The organism is Pseudomonas sp. PF05 (assembly GCF_056521845.1).
In genome coordinates this window covers 61461-79922 of sequence record NZ_JBWLPW010000005.1, presented here as the reverse complement: position 1 = coordinate 79922, position 18462 = coordinate 61461, and the positions used below count along the sequence as shown (strand labels likewise).

At 60.0% G+C, this 18462-nt stretch carries 21 protein-coding genes; 7 read left to right on the top strand and 14 right to left on the bottom strand.

The genetic code is table 11. From position 1 onward, the window contains the following. Positions 1–67: 67 nt before the first annotated feature. On the top strand, positions 68–583 hold the full coding sequence (locus AC09SL_RS10895; protein WP_058542472.1) for a DUF2938 domain-containing protein: 516 nt from the start codon (positions 68–70) through the stop codon (positions 581–583). Between the two features lie 112 nt (positions 584–695). Here AC09SL_RS10895 and AC09SL_RS10890 read toward each other — a convergent pair whose 3' ends face one another. Continuing rightward, positions 696–1058, bottom strand: coding sequence for a DUF6124 family protein (locus AC09SL_RS10890; protein WP_064106851.1), 363 nt, complete (start codon positions 1056–1058; stop codon positions 696–698). Between the two features lie 451 nt (positions 1059–1509). On the opposite strand from AC09SL_RS10890, the gene AC09SL_RS10885 reads away from it, so the two are divergent. After that, positions 1510–1989, top strand: coding sequence for a hypothetical protein (locus AC09SL_RS10885; RefSeq protein WP_058542470.1), 480 nt, complete (start codon positions 1510–1512; stop codon positions 1987–1989). Positions 1990–2001: 12 nt separating this feature from the next. Then, complete coding sequence (locus AC09SL_RS10880) at positions 2002–2244, top strand: hypothetical protein (RefSeq protein WP_058542469.1); 243 nt, start codon at positions 2002–2004, stop codon at positions 2242–2244. 72 nt (positions 2245–2316) lie between these two features. Here AC09SL_RS10880 and AC09SL_RS10875 read toward each other — a convergent pair whose 3' ends face one another. Both AC09SL_RS10875 and AC09SL_RS10870 read right to left on the bottom strand, forming a co-directional pair. Continuing rightward, positions 2317–2796: a hypothetical protein gene (locus AC09SL_RS10875; RefSeq protein ID WP_196764453.1), complete on the bottom strand. Its 480-nt coding sequence runs from the start codon at positions 2794–2796 to the stop codon at positions 2317–2319. A gap of 499 nt (positions 2797–3295) precedes the next feature. Continuing rightward, entirely contained in the window at positions 3296–3658 is a 363-nt protein-coding gene (locus AC09SL_RS10870) for a DUF6124 family protein (protein WP_064106850.1), read from the bottom strand. A gap of 550 nt (positions 3659–4208) precedes the next feature. Between AC09SL_RS10870 and AC09SL_RS10865 the strand changes: the two genes are divergently transcribed. Further along, positions 4209–4859 carry a DUF2459 domain-containing protein gene (locus tag AC09SL_RS10865; RefSeq protein WP_058543186.1) on the top strand — a complete coding sequence of 217 codons (651 nt, stop codon included), beginning with the start codon at positions 4209–4211 and terminating at the stop codon, positions 4857–4859. A gap of 191 nt (positions 4860–5050) precedes the next feature. Continuing rightward, complete coding sequence (locus tag AC09SL_RS10860; RefSeq protein ID WP_058543185.1) at positions 5051–6043, top strand: hypothetical protein; 993 nt, start codon at positions 5051–5053, stop codon at positions 6041–6043. 415 nt (positions 6044–6458) lie between these two features. Here AC09SL_RS10860 and AC09SL_RS10855 read toward each other — a convergent pair whose 3' ends face one another. Genes AC09SL_RS10855 through AC09SL_RS10835 form a run of 5 tightly spaced genes read right to left on the bottom strand, consistent with a single transcriptional unit; the run spans position 6459 to position 10364 of the window. After that, positions 6459–7094, bottom strand: coding sequence for an SCO family protein (locus AC09SL_RS10855; protein ID WP_058543184.1), 636 nt, complete (start codon positions 7092–7094; stop codon positions 6459–6461). Then, complete coding sequence (cyoE, locus tag AC09SL_RS10850) at positions 7091–7990, bottom strand: heme o synthase (protein WP_058543183.1); 900 nt, start codon at positions 7988–7990, stop codon at positions 7091–7093. The genes AC09SL_RS10855 and cyoE overlap by 4 nt, the downstream gene beginning before the upstream one ends. Further along, positions 7978–9057: a COX15/CtaA family protein gene (locus AC09SL_RS10845; RefSeq protein ID WP_058543182.1), complete on the bottom strand. Its 1080-nt coding sequence runs from the start codon at positions 9055–9057 to the stop codon at positions 7978–7980. The genes cyoE and AC09SL_RS10845 overlap by 13 nt, the downstream gene beginning before the upstream one ends. A gap of 10 nt (positions 9058–9067) precedes the next feature. Further along, positions 9068–9661: a hypothetical protein gene (locus AC09SL_RS10840; protein WP_058543187.1), complete on the bottom strand. Its 594-nt coding sequence runs from the start codon at positions 9659–9661 to the stop codon at positions 9068–9070. Then, positions 9627–10364 carry an SURF1 family protein gene (locus tag AC09SL_RS10835; protein WP_058543181.1) on the bottom strand — a complete coding sequence of 246 codons (738 nt, stop codon included), beginning with the start codon at positions 10362–10364 and terminating at the stop codon, positions 9627–9629. Before AC09SL_RS10835 ends, AC09SL_RS10840 begins: the two co-directional genes overlap by 35 nt. Positions 10365–10434: 70 nt before the next feature. Between AC09SL_RS10835 and AC09SL_RS10830 the strand changes: the two genes are divergently transcribed. Further along, on the top strand, positions 10435–10638 hold the full coding sequence (locus AC09SL_RS10830; protein WP_058543180.1) for a twin transmembrane helix small protein: 204 nt from the start codon (positions 10435–10437) through the stop codon (positions 10636–10638). A 7-nt stretch (positions 10639–10645) separates the two neighbouring features. Here AC09SL_RS10830 and AC09SL_RS10825 read toward each other — a convergent pair whose 3' ends face one another. From AC09SL_RS10825 to coxB, 4 genes are all read right to left on the bottom strand, one after another. Next, positions 10646–11533, bottom strand: coding sequence for a cytochrome c oxidase subunit 3 (locus AC09SL_RS10825; RefSeq protein WP_058543179.1), 888 nt, complete (start codon positions 11531–11533; stop codon positions 10646–10648). Between the two features lie 24 nt (positions 11534–11557). After that, a complete protein-coding gene (locus AC09SL_RS10820) occupies positions 11558–12109 on the bottom strand; it encodes a cytochrome c oxidase assembly protein (protein WP_058543178.1) in 552 nt (183 codons plus the stop codon). A 33-nt stretch (positions 12110–12142) separates the two neighbouring features. Beyond that, positions 12143–13735 (bottom strand): cytochrome c oxidase subunit I, encoded by a 1593-nt coding sequence (gene ctaD / locus AC09SL_RS10815; protein WP_064106849.1) that lies wholly within the window; start codon positions 13733–13735, stop codon positions 12143–12145. 82 nt (positions 13736–13817) lie between these two features. Next, a complete protein-coding gene (coxB, locus tag AC09SL_RS10810; protein WP_058544162.1) occupies positions 13818–14945 on the bottom strand; it encodes a cytochrome c oxidase subunit II in 1128 nt (375 codons plus the stop codon). A gap of 374 nt (positions 14946–15319) precedes the next feature. Between coxB and AC09SL_RS10805 the strand changes: the two genes are divergently transcribed. Further along, on the top strand, positions 15320–15970 hold the full coding sequence (locus tag AC09SL_RS10805) for a hypothetical protein (RefSeq protein ID WP_058544163.1): 651 nt from the start codon (positions 15320–15322) through the stop codon (positions 15968–15970). 129 nt (positions 15971–16099) lie between these two features. Here AC09SL_RS10805 and AC09SL_RS10800 read toward each other — a convergent pair whose 3' ends face one another. Next, complete coding sequence (locus tag AC09SL_RS10800; RefSeq protein WP_058544164.1) at positions 16100–17629, bottom strand: SulP family inorganic anion transporter; 1530 nt, start codon at positions 17627–17629, stop codon at positions 16100–16102. 91 nt (positions 17630–17720) lie between these two features. Further along, entirely contained in the window at positions 17721–18452 is a 732-nt protein-coding gene (locus AC09SL_RS10795) for a carbonic anhydrase (protein ID WP_058544165.1), read from the bottom strand. Positions 18453–18462: the final 10 nt, after the last annotated feature.

Genomic DNA, 18462 nt, shown 5'->3' with positions numbered 1-18462 from the left:
GTCGACTTGAACTTGCAGACTGCTCGGATCAAACCGCCAAAACAGGCTCAAGGCAAGGAGCAATACCATGGGAATAGCCGAGACCGCACTGCGCATTCTGTTTGTTGGAATGGGGGCCACGCTGATTATGGACGTGTCGGGTTTTGTTCAAGCACGAGTGTTTGGTCTAGCGTCGTTTGACTATGGCTTGGTTGGTCGCTGGCTGGGCCACATGTTGCAAGGACGGTTTCGTCATGCCTCGATCATGGCGGCGCCTCCTATCAGGAATGAACGTCTGATGGGGTGGGTATTCCATTACATCACGGGTATCGTCTTCGCGATGGTGCTGATCGGTGCGAAAGGGCCTGCGTGGATCTGCAACCCCACGCTAGTACCTGCGCTGGTGATGGGGTTGTTCAGTGTGATTGCGCCTTTTTTCATCATGCAGCCCGCGCTCGGCTTCGGCGTTGCCGGTTCGAAGACAGGGGCACCTAGCGTGGCAAGGCGCAGGAGCGTCACTGCGCATCTGACGTTTGGACTGGGACTTTTTGTGGCGGCATCGCTGTTGATGATGCTCTTTCCAACATCCTTCTGCCTAAGTTGAGTGCTTTTGGTACAGCGCTAGTGCCTGCCTTTGGCCGTTTTCGGTCATTCTCGGAGGCGGAGGTAAAAAACCCGGCATAGAGCGCCGGGTTTTTTCATTGGCAAACGGTTACCTACTGCCGCGGCTCCACGTTATCCAACACCCGATTCGCCAATAACGAACTCAGTTCAATCAACTGCTGAATCCCCTGCGCCACATGACGTCTCGATCCTTCCAGATCAAACGCCAGGTCACTCACCATCGCATCAGCCGAAGCCAGCGTCTCAGTGAGATTGGCAAGCAGACATTCGTTATCGAGGCCTTTCACGACGGTGTATAGCTGCCCCGGTTTGGGGTCGTCTTGGGATTTATCCGGTTTCGGTAGTAAGTAGTGATCGAGCACGCGTTTGGTGGTTTCGTCTTGCTGCTTGGCTTTGGATTTCGCGGATGTAGAGGTGGAATCTGCTTCTGGCGGATTCGGGGTAATTTTGAACATAAGCTTCGGTTCCAGATGTGATGCCGACACCCCGGAGCTACTAAACAATGGGGTGGCAGCTGTACGCAGGTTAGTAGACCGGGGAACCGAAGAAGCCGGCGCGCCTGAGCGCCCTGCGTACAGCCACCATCAAGAACAGGGTCGGGCCCTGTTTGAGAAGCGCTTGTACAACTTCGATTACCTCGGGCTACTAAACCCGACCACTGATGGGCAGTGGCAGGAAGACAATAAAACCCAGGTACAAGGCGCACAAGCGGGCGGATTCTGGCGTAGTTGTAGGCAAAGGCGCAAGGATGCGTAGCTAGATGGACGTTGTAGGCGGGGGCTGTAGGAGAGGAGCGTTTTGGCGATGCAGGTGGGTTGTTTTGCTCAATCCAGCGATACGAAATGATTTGAATCCGATCCGCCCGTTGCAGAGAATTGCCACCTTTACCCCAAAAGGATGCGGGCGATGAAGTTCGAAGGGACTTTCCAATACATGGGCAATCACGGGATCGTCTTCAACGTCTCGCAGATCACCCTCACCGACAGCGAACGTGGGCGCTTGCGCGAGCTGAATTTTGGCGAAGCGAAAAGTGCCCACTATGAAGTCAACAGCAAGGTCGTCGAGGTATACGACAAGATGCAGGCCAAGGGCCTGCCTTGCGTGATGATGATCGGGATCTCCAAGCCGCTCACCCGGCAACAGGGCGACGCCCTCAACGCCCAGCGCACCACGATCACCACCCTTGCAGCCGCGGCCTTCGCTTCCGCCGCCAAGGCTGTGGCCCCCCCTTACGTGGCGGCATCTGTAGGGGTGGGTGTGCGCACGTATACCAATCAAATTCTACCCACCTACCATGCTGGCGACGTGCTGGTCAGCATCGAGGCGCAGGTCAACGGCGGTATCGGCCCGCAACGCACCCTCTCGACATTGATCATCAAGGCCTGACCGGAGACGTATATGTCCGACATTACTCAATTGGTCATTGCCTTGGTGGTGTCCTTTCTGCTCGATCGATTCCTCAAACCCTACCTGCTACGCAAGTGGCTAGGCGTGGTGTTGGTGGTGGCGGGTGCGGTTGGCTGCTTTGTGGCCGGTCAGAACCGCTTGTTGGGGTTTGATCTGGGGTTGCTGTCGGTTTTTGCCGTGCCGATAGGGATGGGGTTGTTCATGAAGCGGCGGCGGTTTGAGGAGGTTGACTGAGCGGGAAAGGCGGGCGGATTAGTATCCGGAATCCGCCCCTAACTGCGCAAAGCGGCTTCCGAACGAATACTGCTAGCCACTGACTCCTGATGCTTCTACCGCTGCTTTTGAGAGAAGGCCAAGGCTGCTTCTTGGGTGGGCGTTTTCCCCTAGCCAATTAGGAATCAGTGCGCCTTGAGAAGCAAAATGCTCAACGTGCACCACTGTGATTTTTCCGTCCGTATAGGCAACTGAGTTGATCATTTTCCAAGCACCAGGGCGAGCGCGGCGAAACAAGCCGTAAGCGGATGATACGTAGTTCAAGTCCGTGCCCAGGCCAAACATGACAATGAGGCGAGTTTCTATTGGCAGGTCACGCAGAAAAGTAGTTGTGCAGTTAATTGCGACCGATGTGCCAAATGGGGTAGCAATGAACTTATCCAACATGCCGCCACCCGATCCTTTCCAGGACGCAGATTTACGGTCGTAGCGCTCCACAGTGCAACGAATGAGTGATGCGAAATGAAAGCGTCCAGACTTATCCGCAATAAGACGGTCTACGTTTTTCTTCATACGATCAGGCACGTCGGTGGGAATGAGTCCGATGTGAGCCAGAATCTTGCCAGCGTTGAGGCGACTGCCTTTGTACGCAATTTCGTCGTGAGGGGTGGAGGCGAGCGCCCCAGCCTGCGTCGGGCCCTTGGAGAAGCCTAGTACTACGACTTCGGGCTTAGTGCTGCCCCAGGACAGGGGGTTAGCCGTTATTCGCCAATCTCCCTCCGTGCGCTTGGATATATCGAATTGTGGCGCGGTATCACTATGGCAGCGCGAGCAGGTGACTCTGCCATGATCAGGTAAGCAACTCATCAATCCTCCGGTGCTGCGATAGATGCCCAAAGCCTGAAGTAACCGGGGCCCATTGGACGGACTCCGCAGCGCCTAATTAACGAGGCAGCTGCTAGCAGCGTAGTTGACGTTTCCCATTTGCCATCAAAGTATTCACCGTTCGCATCTGCGGATAAAAAACCAAAACCCGACGCAGTACGTCGGGTTTTTCGTTGGGGGATGAATACTACTGCCGCGGCTCCACGTTATCCAACACCCGATTCGCCAGCAACGAACTGAGCTCAATCAACTGCTGAATCCCCTGCGCCACATGGTGCCTCGATCCCTCCAGATCAAACGCCAGGTCACTCACCATGGCATCAGCCGAAGCCAGGGTTTCGCTGAGGTTGGCGAGCAGGCATTCGTTATCGAGGCCTTTCACGACGGTGTATAGCTGCCCCGGTTTGGGGTCGTCTTGGGATTTATCCGGTTTTGGTAGCAAGTAGTGATCGAGCACGCGTTTGGTGGTTTCGTCTTGCTGTTTGGCTTTGGATTTTGCGGATTGTGGGGTGGGGTCTGCATCTGGGGGATTTGGAGTTGCTTTGAACATTTGAATATTTCCATTTAGTAGGGCCGCAACCGCCTCGCTACTAAACGAAATGGTGGCAGCTGTGCGCAAGTTAGTAGACCGGTGAAATACACAAAGCCCGGCGCGCCCGAGGGCGCCATGCGCACAGCTACCATCGAGTGCAGGCAAATGCCCGACTGATGAGACCTGTGCAACCGCCGTGTATTTCCTGGGCTACTAAACCCGACCACTGATGGGCAGTGGCAGGAAGACAATAAAACCCAGGGACAAGGCGCACAAGCGGGCGGATTCTGGCGTAGTTGTAGGCAAAGGCGCAAGGATGCGTAGCTTGATGGAGGATGTAGGTGGGGGCTGTAGGAGTTAGGTGTTTTGGCGATGCAGGCGGCTTGTTCCGATCTGGAACCGGGGCCTGCTCGCGGTCAATCACCGACCCACTTCCTGAACGCCTCGACGCCCAACCGGCCCACGAATGCCTGCCTGATGGCGCGAACCAGCTTCTATGCTTGTATACAGCGCCAACCCCCGCTGGGGTTTTCCCATGTTTCGTTAGCGAGCCTCCAAGCCCTTGTGTATGCGCATTGTAGTGCTGGCCCTGGTCCTCACGCTGTTCGGCTGCGCTACCGCGTCGGACCCGCCGAGGGGCGAGGGTGGCGATTGGCGGTCCTTCTATGTGGTGGATCATGGCCTGCATACCGGGTTGGTAATTGCGCGCCCCGATCTGCTTCAGGTGCTTCCCGCACTGGCTGAAGAATTCAGCGACGGCGACTTCGTTGAGTTCGGCTGGGGTGACGAGGATTTCTACCGAGCCCCACAGGCCACCTTGAGCCTGGCCCTGCGAGCCTTGTTCGGGTCGACGGCAACCGTGCTGCATGCGGTCAAGATTGACGGGGACCCCAGGCGGCGCTTCGCCGCAAGCGAGGTCATCGAGGTGCGGGTGACGGAGGACGGCTACCGACGACTGCTCGCGTTCGTGGCCGGGACCTTCACCCATTCGGCGACGGGCACCTTGGTGGTGCTCGGGCCTGGCCTGTATGGAGAGAGCCGGTTCTACCAGGCCGAGGGTCGCTATTCGCTGTTTTATACCTGCAATACCTGGGTCGCAGAGGCGCTGGCCGCGAGCAACTGTCCAATGTCGCCTGCCGCGGTGATTACGGCGGGGAACGTCATGTCGCAGTTGCGCCGGGCGACAGCGGTCGGTGCATCCTGCCTGGCTACCCGCTAACCCGTGCCTGACGGCGGTGTATTCCAGTGATGCTGACATCCAGTTTCAGTGAATGTGACCCACCCAAAATCACGCGAAAAGTCTGCTAGCCTCATTGTGATATTGGATCCCCGGAATGGATCGCTCAGCTTCAGCCAGAGTCATCGCGTCGAGTGTTGGCTATAGCACCACGGCAGATAGAAGAGGTTCAAATGTCCAACGAATACTCGGTCTATCGCCGAAACGGGACCTACTACGTTCGCGACTTGAAAGGTAACCGCTGGACCGTGCAGCAAAGGTACGGAACCAGAGACCTTAGCGATGGCTCGCCCATCGATCCGTACGAAGAAATCTTGCTGGAGAATGATCGGTCGATCGTGCGTGTCATTCCCAAGACGGGCCGTGCCCCGACCTACGGACGCTTTTCCAACTACAAGAATGCCTCACCGGGAAAAATTACCAAACGCAGGTTTCGAGCCGTCAATCACGGGCTGATGAACTTCGTGCTGCTGCAAGGTTCATGGGCTTGGTTTGTGCCCTACGAGGGCAAGAAACAACCGCCGGTGCACGATCTGATGCATGGCTTCGTCGGTAAACGCATACACACTAAAAAAATGAAAGCTGCGACATTGGCAGAAGTGGGCGAGGAACTGTCTGCAACGCAGTACGCTCGCAAGGGGGGCACGCTCACCTTCAACAAGGGGCATTCGGCAATTCGGTACGACTGGTGCCATTTGGTCGGTCATGGGCTGCTGGGTAAAGACATCGCGGACAACATCGTAGCGGCAACCACTTTCCAAAATTCTGAACAGCTGATTCTCGAGACCGTCCTGCATGACTACCGGATGGAGGGAATGATGTTGAAAGTCGAAGCGAAGCTAGCCTACGGCTGGAAACACCTGGCAGAGTCCATCTGGTTCAGGGTCATGCTGAACGGCGACACCATCTACTCACGAACCATGGATGCAAGACGGGCCACCAAGCCAGACTTCAACGAGTACACCGAAGTCTCGACGGATATGCGGCGTCAACTGAACCGTGGGCTCAAAAAGCATTACTCGGGCGACGACATGACCATGGACACCTTCGAGGCCATCGGCAATAAGTTGGGGATCGTTGACCCTTCACAATCCACCGGTCTCTGGAAGTCTCTTATGGAGACACTTCGCGGAGAGGACGAACTGGCTGCGGACTTGATGGACTGAACGTTCGAGGGGTGTGCAACTGGAAAAGTGAGCTTATTCGTCCGCATCTACGGATAGAAGAACCAAAACCCGACGCAAAACGTCGGGTTTTTTCGTTGGGAAAAAATACTGTTGTAGGCACATTCAGCACTGATGCAAGCTGACCCGCCGCTATCGCGAGCAAGCTCGCTCCCACAGTGGGTGTCTGGGCTGACGGTGTTCCTGAAACAACTGGATCGGTAGGAGCGGGTAGGAGCTGGTAGGAGCTGTCGAGTGAAACGAGGCTGCGATCTTGTCCCAGACAATTGAGTCATGAGTGAAAGATCAAAATCAAAAGATCGCAGCCTCGTTTCACTCGACAGCTCCTACACAGCTCCTACCAGCTCCCACACCGCTCCTACAGGTGGGGCGAGTCCCCGCTACAAAGGTTGCGCCGTTATTTACGCTTGAGCATCTCCGGCAACTGCGCCACCAACTTCTGGTTATTCAGCGGCGCACGAATAAACCCGCGCTGGGTGCCGTCCGGGCCGATGACGGCGAGGTTGCCGCTGTGATCGACCGTGTAGTTGGGTTTGCTGGTGTCCGCCGGGATGAACGGAATGCTCACCGCATTGGCGAGTGTTTGCAGGTCTTCCACCGAGGCGGCGGTCAGGCCGATGAACTGCGGGTCGAAGTAGCCCAGGTACTGCTTGAGTTGCTTGGGCGTGTCGCGGTTCGGGTCGACGCTGACCAGTACGATCTGCAACTTATCCACAGCCTCGGGCGGCAGTTCGCTCTTGATCTGGCGCAGTTGGGCGAGGGTGGTCGGGCAGATGTCCGGGCAGAAGGTGTAGCCGAAGAACAGCAGGCTCCATTTGCCTTTCAACTCGTCCATCGCCACGGGCTGGCCGTCCTGGTCGGTCATCTTCACGTCCGGCAGGTTGCGGCTTTGGGGCAGCAGGATGATGCCGGCATCGATCAGCGCCGTCGGGTCGCCCTGGCCTTTGCCGGACAGCACCTTGTTGATGGTCAGGCCGAGGATCAGCGCGATCACGGCCACGAGGATGAAGACGGTTTTCTGGGTTCGAGTCATAGGCTCAACAGTAAGTAGTGATCTACAAGCAGGGCGATGAACAGCAGGAACAAGTACCAGATAGAGTACTTGAAGGTGTTGATCGCCGCGTGCGGCCGACTGCCACGGTACAACACCACGGCCCATTGCAGAAACCTGGCGCCCAATACGAGCGCGCAGACAAGATAGAGCATGCCGCTCATATGGATCACGAACGGCATCAGGCTCACCGCCAGCAGCACCAGGGTGTACAGCAGGATGTGGATCTTGGTGTAGTGCTCGCCGTGGGTCACCGGCAGCATCGGAATGTCAGCCTTGGCGTATTCCTCCTTGCGGTGAATCGCCAGGGCCCAGAAGTGTGGCGGGGTCCAGGCGAAGATGATCAGCACCAGCAAGAGCGGTTCGGCGCTGACATGACCGGTGGCCGCGACCCAGCCCAGCAACGGTGGTGCCGCGCCGGCGAGGCCGCCGATGACGATGTTCTGCGGCGTCGCCCGTTTCAGGAAACCGGTGTAGATCACCGCGTAGCCCAGCAGCGAGGCCAAAGTCAGCCAGGCCGTCAGCGGGTTGGTGAACGCCAGCAGTAACGCTTGGCCGGCCACCGCCAGCGCGAGGGCGAAGGTCAGGGCGGCGGCGGGTGAGATTCGCCCTTCGGCCAATGGCCGTTTGTGGGTGCGGGCCATCACCGCGTCGATGCGTCGGTCCACCACATGGTTGACCGCCGCCGCGCCGCCGGCACACAGGGCGATGCCCAGGTTGCCGAACACCAAAACTGTCCACGGCACCCCGGCGCGGGTGGCGAGGAACATGCCGACCAGCGAGGTGATCAGCATCAGCACCACCACTTTGGGCTTGGTCAGCTCCAGGTAATCGCGCCAGATCGCTTGGCTGTGGCGTTCACCGGTCAAGGTTGCCATGGCATCTCTCCTTTTATTGTTATGGGGCTGACGCCGTGTTTAGGCGGGTTGAACCGCCAGCGCAGCGGGACTTGATGCTTGACCCGGACCAGGCTGGTACGGGCGTGATAGTTGACCAGCACCAGGGTCAGCAGCAGTGCGGCGCCCCCGGCGTTGTGGGCGACGGCCACCGGCAGTGGCAAGTGAAACACGACGTTGCTGATACCCAGCGTGATTTGTGTACCCAATGCGATGAGCACCAGCCCCGCCAGTCGGGTCATGCCGACGGTTTTCAATTGCCAGGCCAGGCCCAGCAACACCACGGTCACCAGCAAGGCGCCGATGCGGTGGGTCAGGTGGATGGCGGTGCGGGCGTCGCTGTCCAGTTGCCCGCCCAGGTAGTTGGGGCCGATGTGCTGGGTCAGGTGGAAGCCGTTGGCAAAATCGGCCGGCGGCAACCATTGGCCGTGGCAGGTGGGGAAGTCGATGCAGGCCACGGCGGCGTAGTTGGAGCTGACCCAACCGCCCAGGGCGATCTGGCCGATCACCAGCAGCAGCCCGGCCGTGGCCCAATGTTGCAGGCGCTTGGGCACGGTCAGCGCCGGCAGCACGCCGGACAAGCGCAAGGTGAGCAGAAACAGCAGGCTCAACGTCGCGAACCCGCCCAGCAAATGCCCGGTGACCACCTGCGGCCACAGCTTGAGGGTTACGGTCCACATGCCGAACGCCGCTTGGGCGAAGACCACGGCCAGCAGGAACAGCGGCAGTTTCAACGGCAAGCCGGGGTGACGGCGGTTCATCCAGGCCCGGGCGGCCAGCACGGTAATCATCAGCCCCAGGGCACCGGCGAAATAACGATGGACCATCTCATTCCAGCCTTTATGGGCTTCCACCGGGGCGTCGGGAAAGTGCAGTTCGGCATGGGCCAGTTGGGCTTCGCTCTTGGGCACGCTGATAAAACCGTAGCAGCCGGGCCAGTCCGGGCAGCCGAGGCCGGCGTGGGTGAGCCGGGTGTAGGCGCCCAGCAGGACGACGATCAGTGCCAGCAGCGTGGCAAACAGCGCGAGGCGAAATCCAGGTTTGGCCATGTCGATGCCCTCATCCGATGTTCGACAGTTTCAGCAAGTGGCGCAGGTCGTTGAGCAGGTCCTTGCCCTTGACCCGGGCGTCGTAGCGCAGCACCAGGTTGCTGTGGGGATCGATGATCCACAGCTGGGCGCCGCCGGAGCCTTGGGCGCCTTTCTGATAGGCCGGCAGGTCCAGTGGGTAGCGTTGCAATTGCGGGTATTCGCGCTGCAGCTGGGCGTCGTACTCAGCGTCCAGCGGTTGAGCCACGGCCAGGGCATGGCTGGCGCGGGAGGCTTCGCGGCCCAGGCCGATCTGCACCTGCCGGGCCAGGTACACCAGTTGCCGGCAATCCACCGAACATTCCTGCGGTGCGGTGACCAGGATCTGCCAGCGCTGCTCGTCGGCCTGCACGCCAATCTCGGCGCGGGTCTGGCCGGTGCCGATCAGTTCGCCGTGGTAGCTGCGGCTGTCGGGCACCCAGAACTGGAATTTGTACATGCCGGTGGCCAGGATCATCGGGCCGACCACTCCGAGCACGATCAGCAGCAATTGCAGGCGTCCCTTGCGACGGTTGGGTGCCATAGGCGCCTCAGACGTGTTGGTTGGATTCATGGTGTTTCCCATGGTGTCTCCCTGCGTTGTGCCATCCGAGATAAAGGAACAGGCCGAACAGTGCCGCCGCCATGGCGAACCACTGCACGGCATAGCCGAGGTGTTTTTCCGGGCCCATGGCGACCACCGGCCAATCGGTCCGGTAGGCGCCGGGGCCGCTTTGTTGGCGCAGTTCATAGGCGAAGCCGTTGCGGCCCAGTTCGGCCCAGAGCTTCTCCGGTTCGATGGTGGTGACCAGTCGCGGCCAGGGGGCGCCGGCTGGGTCGGCGTGGAGCTGGAAGGTCGCGCCCGGTGCGACGTAGACCCAGGCCTGGAGGTTCACCGGTTGTTCCGGTGTGTTGAAGACCGGCGGGGTGCGCCGGTCGGGCCAGGGCAGCCAGCCGCGATTGACCAGCAGCCACAGCCCGGTGCGGTGGTCGAGAAAAGGTTGCAGCAACTCGACGCCGACCTTGCCGTCGTGTTGGCGGTTGTCCAGCAGGATGCTGTGCTCGACGTCGAACTGGCCTTGCAGCGTGACCGGTCGAAAGGCCGGATCGCTGGTGTGCACAAGCTCGGTGCTGTCCATCGGCGGCGCCACGCGGCGCTCGGCGTAATTGTCCATGAGCACACGCTTCTGTTCGCCCCGGCTCAATTGCCAGAACCCCAGGCACACCATCACGGGCACCAGCACGGCCACCACCAGTGACGGCACGATGCCTGGCCGGAAGTGTTTCATGGCGCCGTCCGAAAGCCGTCGAACGGGATAGCTATACTCACGTGCATCGCGTCCCCCCGGAGTGTCCCTAATGCTAAAAGCAGCCATCGTCCTGATGCTGATTGCCACGGTTGTCAGCCTCTTCAGCGGCCTGTTTTTTCTGGTCAAGGACGACAGCAGTTCCAATCGCCTGGTCATCGCCCTGGCGATCCGGGTCAGCCTGGCCGCCGTCACCGTCGGCTTGATCGCCTGGGGTTTCTTCAGCGGCCAGTTGGTGTCCCACGCGCCTTGGTAGTCGTGCCTCAGAGCACGTAGACGAAGACGAACAAGCCGATCCACACCACATCGACGAAGTGCCAGTACCAGCTCGCCGCCTCGAAGCCGAACTGATGCTCGTTGTCGAAGTGCCCGCGCATGATGCGCATCAGCATGACGAACAGGATGATCGTGCCGATGGTGACGTGGGCGCCGTGGAAACCGGTGAGCATGAAGAAGGTCGCGCCGTAGACGCCGGAGCCCAGGGTCAGGCCCAGTTCCTTGTAGGCGTGGATGTATTCCTCGGCCTGGAAGCCCAGGAAGGCACAACCCAGCAACACGGTGATCGCCAGCCAGAGTTTCAGCGCACCGCGATGGCCCTTTTTCAGGGCGTGGTGGGCGATGGTGACGGTGACGCTGGAGCTGACCAGCAGGATGGTGTTGAGCAGCGGCAAGCCCCAGGGGCTGATCACATCCTTGGGTGCCGGGAAGAGTTTCGGGTCGGGGTTGTTCAGCAACGGCCAGGCGAACTCGAAACTCGGCCAGAGCATGTGTGACAGGCCCTTGGTGCCTTCACCCGCCAGGCCTGGCGCCGAGATGTTGCGCACATAGAACAGCGCACCGAAGAACGCGATGAAGAACATCACTTCGGAAAAGATGAACCAGCTCATGCCCCAGCGGAACGAGCGATCGAGCTGTGCGCTGTACAGCCCGGCGCGGCTTTCCTTGACCACCGCGCCGAACCAGCCGAACAGCATGTAGGCCAGCAGAAGACCGCCGACAAAAAAGATCAGCGGCCCGTGGGAATCCGGGCGCGCCGCCTTCAGGTCGTTGAACCAGGTTGCCAGGCCGTACACCGTGACGAACATCCCGACCGTGGCGATGATCGGCCATTTGCTCTGGGCCGGAACGTAATAGTGTTCGTGAGTTGCCATTTATTGTTCTCCTTATCGGGCACGCTATCGGTCAGTGTTTAGAGCCACCGGTGGATGACGAGCGGTGATATCGAACAGCGTGTAGGACAGCGTCAGGTGCTTCACTTCCTTGGGCATGTCCCGGTCGACGATGAAGCGCATGGGCATTTCGATGCGTTCGCCGGGTTGCAGCACTTGCTGGGTAAAACAAAAACATTCGGTCTTGTGGAAATACGCCGCCGCAGTGCTCGGCGAGATACTCGGCACCGCTTGGGCGCTCATCGGCCGGTTGGTGGGGTTGTGGGCGACGAACACCATCTCGTTCACCGCCCCCGGCTGAACCACCAGTTCATCGCCCTTGGGGTAAAAATCCCAGACCATGTCTACCGAATTGGTCGACAGGAACTGCACGCGCACCTGGCGGGATTCATCGACGACCTGTTCGCCTTCGTACTGCCCGCCGGTCTTGCCGTTGATGCCGAACGCCTTGCACATCACGTCATAGATCGGCACCAGGGCAAAGCCGAAGATGAACATGGCCACCACCACCAGCAACAGGCGGGTGACCAGTTTTTTCATCGAGATCGAATCAGCCATGATTTCCAGCCCCTACCCAGAACCCTGTGTCATCTATTTCACTTCCGGCGGCGTAGTGAAGGTGTGATACGGCGCAGGCGACGGCACGCTCCACTCCAACCCTTCGGCCCCATCCCACGGCTTGGCCGGTGCTGGCTCGCCGCCGCGGATGGTCTTGATCACGATGAACAGGAAGAAGATCTGCGTGGCGCCGAACATGAAGGCGCCGATGGACGAGACCATGTTGAAGTCGGCGAACTGCAGGTTGTAGTCGGGAATCCGCCGGGGCATGCCCGCCAGGCCGACGAAGTGCATCGGGAAGAACGCCATGTTCATCCCCACGAACGACAGCCAGAAGTGCAGCTTGCCGAGGGTTTCGTCGTACATGTGGCCGGTCCATTTCGGCAGCCAGTAGTAGGCCGAGGCGAAGATCCCGAAGATCGCGCCGGGCACCAGCACATAGTGGAAGTGCGCGACCACGAAGTAGGTGTCCTGGTACTGGAAGTCCGCCGGGGCGATGGCCAGCATCAGCCCGGAGAAACCACCGATGGAGAACAGGATCACGAACGCCACGGCAAACAGCATCGGCGTCTCGAAGGTCAGCGAGCCTTGCCACATGGTGCTGGCCCAGTTGAACACCTTCACCCCGGTGGGCACGGCGATCAGCAGGGTGGCGTACATGAAGAACAGCTCGCCCACCAGCGGAATGCCGACCACGAACATGTGGTGCGCCCAGACGATGAACGACAGGAACGCGATGGCGGCCGTGGCATAGACCATCGAGGTGTAGCCGAACAACGGCTTGCGCGAGAACGCCGGGATGATCGAGCTGACGGCACCGAAGGCCGGCAGGATCATGATGTACACCTCGGGGTGGCCGAAGAACCAGAACACGTGCTGGAACAGCACCGGGTCACCGCCGCCGGCGGCACTGAAGAAGCTGGTGCCGAAGTGGATGTCCATCAGCATCATTGTCACGCAGCCGGCCAGCACCGGCATCACTGCGATCAGCAGGAATGCGGTGATCAGCCAGGTCCAGACGAACAGCGGCATTTTCATCAGGGTCATGCCAGGGGCGCGCAGGTTGAGGATGGTGGCGATCACGTTGATCGCCCCCATGATCGAGCTGATGCCCATCAGGTGGATGGCAAAGATGAAGAACGTCACGCTTTCCGGCGCATACGTGGTGGACAGCGGGGCGTAGAAGGTCCAACCGAAGTTAGGCCCGCCACCGGCGGTGAACAACGTCGAGACCAGCATCAGGAATGCGGCCGGCAACAGCCAGAAGCTGAAGTTGTTCATGCGCGGCAGGGCCATGTCCGGCGCGCCGATCATCAACGGGATCATCCAGTTGGCGAGGCCGACGAACGCCGGCATCACCGCGCCGAAGACCATCACCAAGCCATGCATGGTGGTCATCTGGTTGAAGAATTCCGGTTGCACGATCTGCAGGCCGGGCTGGAACAGCTCGGCGCGGATCACCATGGCGAACGAGCCGCCCAACAGGAACATGGAGAACGCGAACCACAGGTACAGCGTGCCGATATCCTTGTGGTTGGTGGTCAGTACCCAGCGCATCAGGCCCTTGGCGGGGCCGTGGGCGTGGTCGGCGCCGGCATGACCGTGGTCATCGATCACAGCACTCATGTCCTGTCTCCTTCGAACGAGTGGGCTGGACGGCGCGGGGCGGTGAGCCCCGACCGGTTGCGGGAACGAACGTCAGGCCGGCTCATTGGCTTTCTGCCTGTTTGAGTTCCAGCACTTCTTTAGGCGTCACCATGTCGCCCTTGTTGTTGCCCCAGGCGTTGCGTTCATAGGTCACGACCGCGGCGATATCGACTTCCGACAACTGTTTGCCGAACGCGGCCATGGCGGTGCCGGGCTTGCCGTGGAAGACAATGCTCAGGTGATCCTTGATCGGCCCGGTGGCGATTTTCGAGCCCTTGAGGGCCGGGAACATCGGCGGCAGGCCCTGGCCTTCGGCCTGGTGACAGGCCACGCAGGTGGTGTGGTAGACCTTGTCGCCACGCTCGATGAGTTCTTCGCGCGTCCATTCCTTGCTGGTCAGCTCTTTAAGCTGCGCAGCTTCGGCCTTGCGTTCGCCCAGCCACTTCTCATAGTCGGGCTTGCTCTTGACCTCCACCACGATCGGCATGAAACCGTGGTCCTTGCCGCATAGCTCGGCGCACTGGCCGCGATAAATGCCGGGCTTGTCGACACGGGTCCAGGCTTCGTTGACGAAGCCTGGGATCGCATCGCGCTTGACCGCGAAGGCCGGCACCCACCAGGAGTGGATCACGTCGGCGGAGGTCACCAGAAAGCGCACCTTGGCATCGACCGGCAGCACCAGCGGCTTGTCGACCTCCAGCAGGTAGTGCTCGCCCTTGGCGCTCTGGTTATGGATTTGTTCGGCGGGGGTGGCCAGGTTGCTGAAGAACTCGACGTCCTGGCCCAGGTACTTGTAGTGCCACTTCCATTGATAGCCGGTGATCTGGATATCGATGTCCGACTCGCTGGAGTCGTACATCTTGATCAGGGTGGCGGTGGCAGGGATCGCCATCAGCACCAGGATCAGGAAGGGCACGATGGTCCAGAGGATTTCGACGCGGGTGTTTTCGTGGAAATGCGCGGCGTTCTGGCCGGTTGAGCGGCGGTGCATCATCATCGACCAGAACATGGCGCCGAAGACGATGATGCCGATGACCACACAAATCCAGAAGATGGTCATGTGCAGGTCGAACACTGCGTTGCTGATCTGTGTCGCTCCAGGCGCCATATTCACAGTCCAGGCCGCTTGCGCCTGGCTGAAAATCGACCACAACAGGAGGCCCATCCATACGTGTGGATGTCGCGTCATTGCGGGTTCCCCTTATCGTTCTTGTTATCCCGTAGGCGTAAAGCCTGCGGCAAGGGATCGGCTATTCAGACTGCTTAATTGACTCGCCGCGCCTTGCTGCACATGCAATCGGGTGTCATCAGCTAACTCCATTCCAAACCGAGTATAGACAGCACCTGCAACCTCGCAACGCGATGGCGTAAATCGTTTGAAACAGCCGGGGCTTGCGCTAGAGCCCACGAATGGAGAAGGATGCGAACCTGAGTGATGGCAAACCGATATAACTGTGGTGCTGCAAGGAAAGGGACGGTTATGAAAAATAGGTCTTAGGAGTGTTTTTGTGCCAGCTAAGTTATGTCTTCCCTATTTCATTGCCTTTGTTTCCTGGAGTTGTCATGAACACCGCCGCATTGCGCGAGCAGATCCAAAAAGCCCAACAACACGAAGCCGAGACCGGCCAATTGACCCGCCAGCTGGAGGCCCAGCTACCGCATCTGCACGCCGCGATCCAATTGCCGGACATTGACGCCAAGGGCGTCATGACCCGTTTTGTCACCGCTTACATCGAGCAAGTGCCGGACCTGCTGGACGCCGCCAACGAGGTGGCCCGCGAAGCCGGTATCGAATCGCAGATCAAGCCGGTACTGACAATCGCCGAACAGTTTTTTCTCCAGCCACCCAAGGTGATGGAAGGCCACGTTGGCCTGGACAGTTTGCTGGACGAAGCCTACCTGGCCCACCGGCTGGTGGAGGAGGTCAATGACCTGTATATCAAGCATTTCAGCCAGCCGCTGATCCCGCTGGACATGACGGTCGCCAACCTGATCGCTCACCATTTGATCGGTGAACCGTTCGCCAACCAGTTGGATGAAGCCGTGCATCACGCCGTGGACGAAATGCTCGACGAAGACAGCTTTGCGCTGGAATCGGTGGAGTCTTACCGGGAGAAACTCGGCAGCCCGGACACGGGCGCTGCCTGGAAGCGCTGGCCTTGCCTGTCGCGCCAGCTGGGCGTTGGGCTGGAACTGGATCAGCCAGCGGCCTGATCCAGCAGCAAAACATGAGCCCCCTGTGGGAGCGGGCTTGCTCGCGAAGACGGAGTGTCAGGCGGCCTATCAGCCAACTGACCCACCGCTTTCGCGAGCAAGCTCGCTCACACATTGGGACTTGGGGTGTCAGGCAGAGGCTGCGCCAACCCCTACGGTGGTACGCAACCGCCCTTCCAATCGACGCTTGAGCCCGCGGGATTCGATCAGCAGCTTCGAACCCTTGCTGGCATTCGCTCGGCCCCATTCTTCCAGCAACTCCAGGCACGAGTGATCGATGTAGCTCAGGTTATTGAGCGGCACATGCACGGTCGCACCCGTCGGTATGGTACCCAGCACCTGGGTCAGCGCCGGGACCTTGAGGAAGGTGGCCGCGCCTATCAGCCGCAGCTCCATCTCGCCTTCCTGGGGCAGGTCGATCAAGCTGATTTTCAGCCGCGAGGCTTTCCATGCGAGTTTCGCCAGGGTCAGGCCGAAGCCGATCAGCACACCGGTCAGCAGGTCGGTGAAGATGATCGCCAGCGCCGTTGCGGCGTAGGTGAACATCGGCATCCGGCCATAGCGACCCAGGCTGCGAAACGCCTTGAGGTCCACCAGTTTGAAACCGGTATACACCAACACCCCCGCCAAGCTCGCCACCGGAATGCTTTGCAGCACGCTGGACAGCAACAGCACGAAGAGCAACAACCACAGGCCGTGGAAAATCGTCGACATCCGCGTGGTGGCCCCGGCCTGGACGTTGGCCGAGCTGCGCACGATCACCCCGGTCATCGGCAGGGCGCCGAGCAAGCCGCAGAGCATGTTGCCGATACCTTGCGCCGACAGTTCGCGGTCGAAGTCCGCACGATCACCGCTGTGCATGCGATCCACCGCAGCCGCCGACAGCAGGGTTTCAGCGCTGGCGATGAAGGCGACAGCGAAGGCTGCGATCAGCAGCGTCGGGTCGGCCAGGTTCAGCAGGTCCGCCGGGCGCAGCCAATCAATGGCTTCGGCGAGGTTCTCCGGCACTTCCACGCGTTTGACCTGCAAGGCCAGCAGCAGGCTGGCGATGGTCGCCAGGCCTACGCCAAGCAAGGCGCCAGGAATGAAGCGCAGGCTGTGGGGGCGAAACTTTTCCCACAGCCACATCACCGCAATCGTCGACAAACCGAGCAGGCCGGCCTGCCAGCCCAGGGACGGCAAGGCCTGGGCCACCGCCGCCGGGAACGCCGCCAGGTTATCCAGCCCTGACGGCTTGGGCATCGCGTCGAGCATCACATGGACCTGGGACAACACGATCAGCACGCCGATACCCGCGAGCATCCCGTACACCACCGCAGGCGCGGTGACCCGGAACCAGCAGCCCAGGCGAAAACGCCCGGCCAACAATTGCAACAGACCGGCCAGCAGCAGGATCGGCCCGAGCATGGCCACGCCATGCTGGCGCACCAATTCGAAGACCAACACCGCCAACCCGGCCGCCGGGCCACTAACTTGCAGCTTGGAACCTGCCAGGAAACCCACCACCAGACCACCGATGATGCCGGTGATCAGGCCTTTGGCCGGCGGTAGGCCGGACGCGATGGCAATGCCCATGCACAAGGGCAGCGCCACCAGGAACACAACCACCGAAGCCAACAGCTCCCGTGGCACAACAGCTTTTAATTGAGCAGCACGCATGGCGACTCTCCCGAAGTTTTCTTCAGGCATGGCGAGGCCCTACCGCGCAAATAGCGGTAAGGCTGAACCACACAAGGATGTTTAGGAGTGGTTAGAAGCGCGCTTTGGGCGTCGCCACCGGTATCGGATGGCTGCCATCGAGCGGCAGGAAACGTCCCTGGTCCGCGTCGTAGGCTTTGATCTCGCTGGTCTCGATGTTGTACACCCAGCCATGGATGAACAATTGACCATTGGCCATGCGCGATGCGACCGAGGGATGCGTTCGCAAATGCTGCAACTGCGCGATCACGTTCTCTTCGGTGAGGATCGACATGGTCTGTTTTTCGTCGCCGCACGGACAGTTGTCGTGGACCATGGTCTTGGCCACTTCGGCGTGGCGCAGCCAGGCCTTTACCGTGGGCATCTTTTCCAGGGTGTCGGGGTTGAGCACGGCACGCATGGCGCCGCAATCGGAATGGCCGCAGACAATGATGTGCTGCACGCCGAGGGCCAGCACGGCGTATTCGATGGCGGTGGAGACGCCGCCGTTCATCTGGCCGTAAGGCGGCACGACGTTGCCGACGTTACGGGTCACGAACAGGTCACCGGGGGAGCTATGGGTGATCAACTCGGGCACGATGCGCGAATCGGCGCAGGTGATGAACATCGCCCGGGGCGCCTGGGCGGTGGCGAGTTTCTTGAAGAGCTCTTCCTGTTGCGGAAAGATCTCGTGATGGAAATGCAAAAAGCCGTCAACAATGTGCTGCAGCGCTGCATCGGCGGTTTCCGCCTCGGGTTGGGCTGAAGCCGACGCAGCCAACGGCTGTTTATCCTTGTCACTCATGATTCATCCT

Coding starts and splice junctions, on each gene's coding strand:
- AC09SL_RS10895 (WP_058542472.1), top strand. CDS start 68: ATGGGAATAGCCGAGACCGCACTGCGCATTCTGTTTGTTGGAATGGGG.
- AC09SL_RS10890 (WP_064106851.1), bottom strand. CDS start 1,058: ATGTTCAAAATTACCCCGAATCCGCCAGAAGCAGATTCCACCTCTACA.
- AC09SL_RS10885 (WP_058542470.1), top strand. CDS start 1,510: ATGAAGTTCGAAGGGACTTTCCAATACATGGGCAATCACGGGATCGTC.
- AC09SL_RS10880 (WP_058542469.1), top strand. CDS start 2,002: ATGTCCGACATTACTCAATTGGTCATTGCCTTGGTGGTGTCCTTTCTG.
- AC09SL_RS10875 (WP_196764453.1), bottom strand. CDS start 2,796: ATGAAGAAAAACGTAGACCGTCTTATTGCGGATAAGTCTGGACGCTTT.
- AC09SL_RS10870 (WP_064106850.1), bottom strand. CDS start 3,658: ATGTTCAAAGCAACTCCAAATCCCCCAGATGCAGACCCCACCCCACAA.
- AC09SL_RS10865 (WP_058543186.1), top strand. CDS start 4,209: ATGCGCATTGTAGTGCTGGCCCTGGTCCTCACGCTGTTCGGCTGCGCT.
- AC09SL_RS10860 (WP_058543185.1), top strand. CDS start 5,051: ATGTCCAACGAATACTCGGTCTATCGCCGAAACGGGACCTACTACGTT.
- AC09SL_RS10855 (WP_058543184.1), bottom strand. CDS start 7,094: ATGACTCGAACCCAGAAAACCGTCTTCATCCTCGTGGCCGTGATCGCG.
- cyoE (WP_058543183.1), bottom strand. CDS start 7,990: ATGGCAACCTTGACCGGTGAACGCCACAGCCAAGCGATCTGGCGCGAT.
- AC09SL_RS10845 (WP_058543182.1), bottom strand. CDS start 9,057: ATGGCCAAACCTGGATTTCGCCTCGCGCTGTTTGCCACGCTGCTGGCA.
- AC09SL_RS10840 (WP_058543187.1), bottom strand. CDS start 9,661: ATGGGAAACACCATGAATCCAACCAACACGTCTGAGGCGCCTATGGCA.
- AC09SL_RS10835 (WP_058543181.1), bottom strand. CDS start 10,364: ATGAAACACTTCCGGCCAGGCATCGTGCCGTCACTGGTGGTGGCCGTG.
- AC09SL_RS10830 (WP_058543180.1), top strand. CDS start 10,435: ATGCTAAAAGCAGCCATCGTCCTGATGCTGATTGCCACGGTTGTCAGC.
- AC09SL_RS10825 (WP_058543179.1), bottom strand. CDS start 11,533: ATGGCAACTCACGAACACTATTACGTTCCGGCCCAGAGCAAATGGCCG.
- AC09SL_RS10820 (WP_058543178.1), bottom strand. CDS start 12,109: ATGGCTGATTCGATCTCGATGAAAAAACTGGTCACCCGCCTGTTGCTG.
- ctaD (WP_064106849.1), bottom strand. CDS start 13,735: ATGAGTGCTGTGATCGATGACCACGGTCATGCCGGCGCCGACCACGCC.
- coxB (WP_058544162.1), bottom strand. CDS start 14,945: ATGACGCGACATCCACACGTATGGATGGGCCTCCTGTTGTGGTCGATT.
- AC09SL_RS10805 (WP_058544163.1), top strand. CDS start 15,320: ATGAACACCGCCGCATTGCGCGAGCAGATCCAAAAAGCCCAACAACAC.
- AC09SL_RS10800 (WP_058544164.1), bottom strand. CDS start 17,629: ATGCGTGCTGCTCAATTAAAAGCTGTTGTGCCACGGGAGCTGTTGGCT.
- AC09SL_RS10795 (WP_058544165.1), bottom strand. CDS start 18,452: ATGAGTGACAAGGATAAACAGCCGTTGGCTGCGTCGGCTTCAGCCCAA.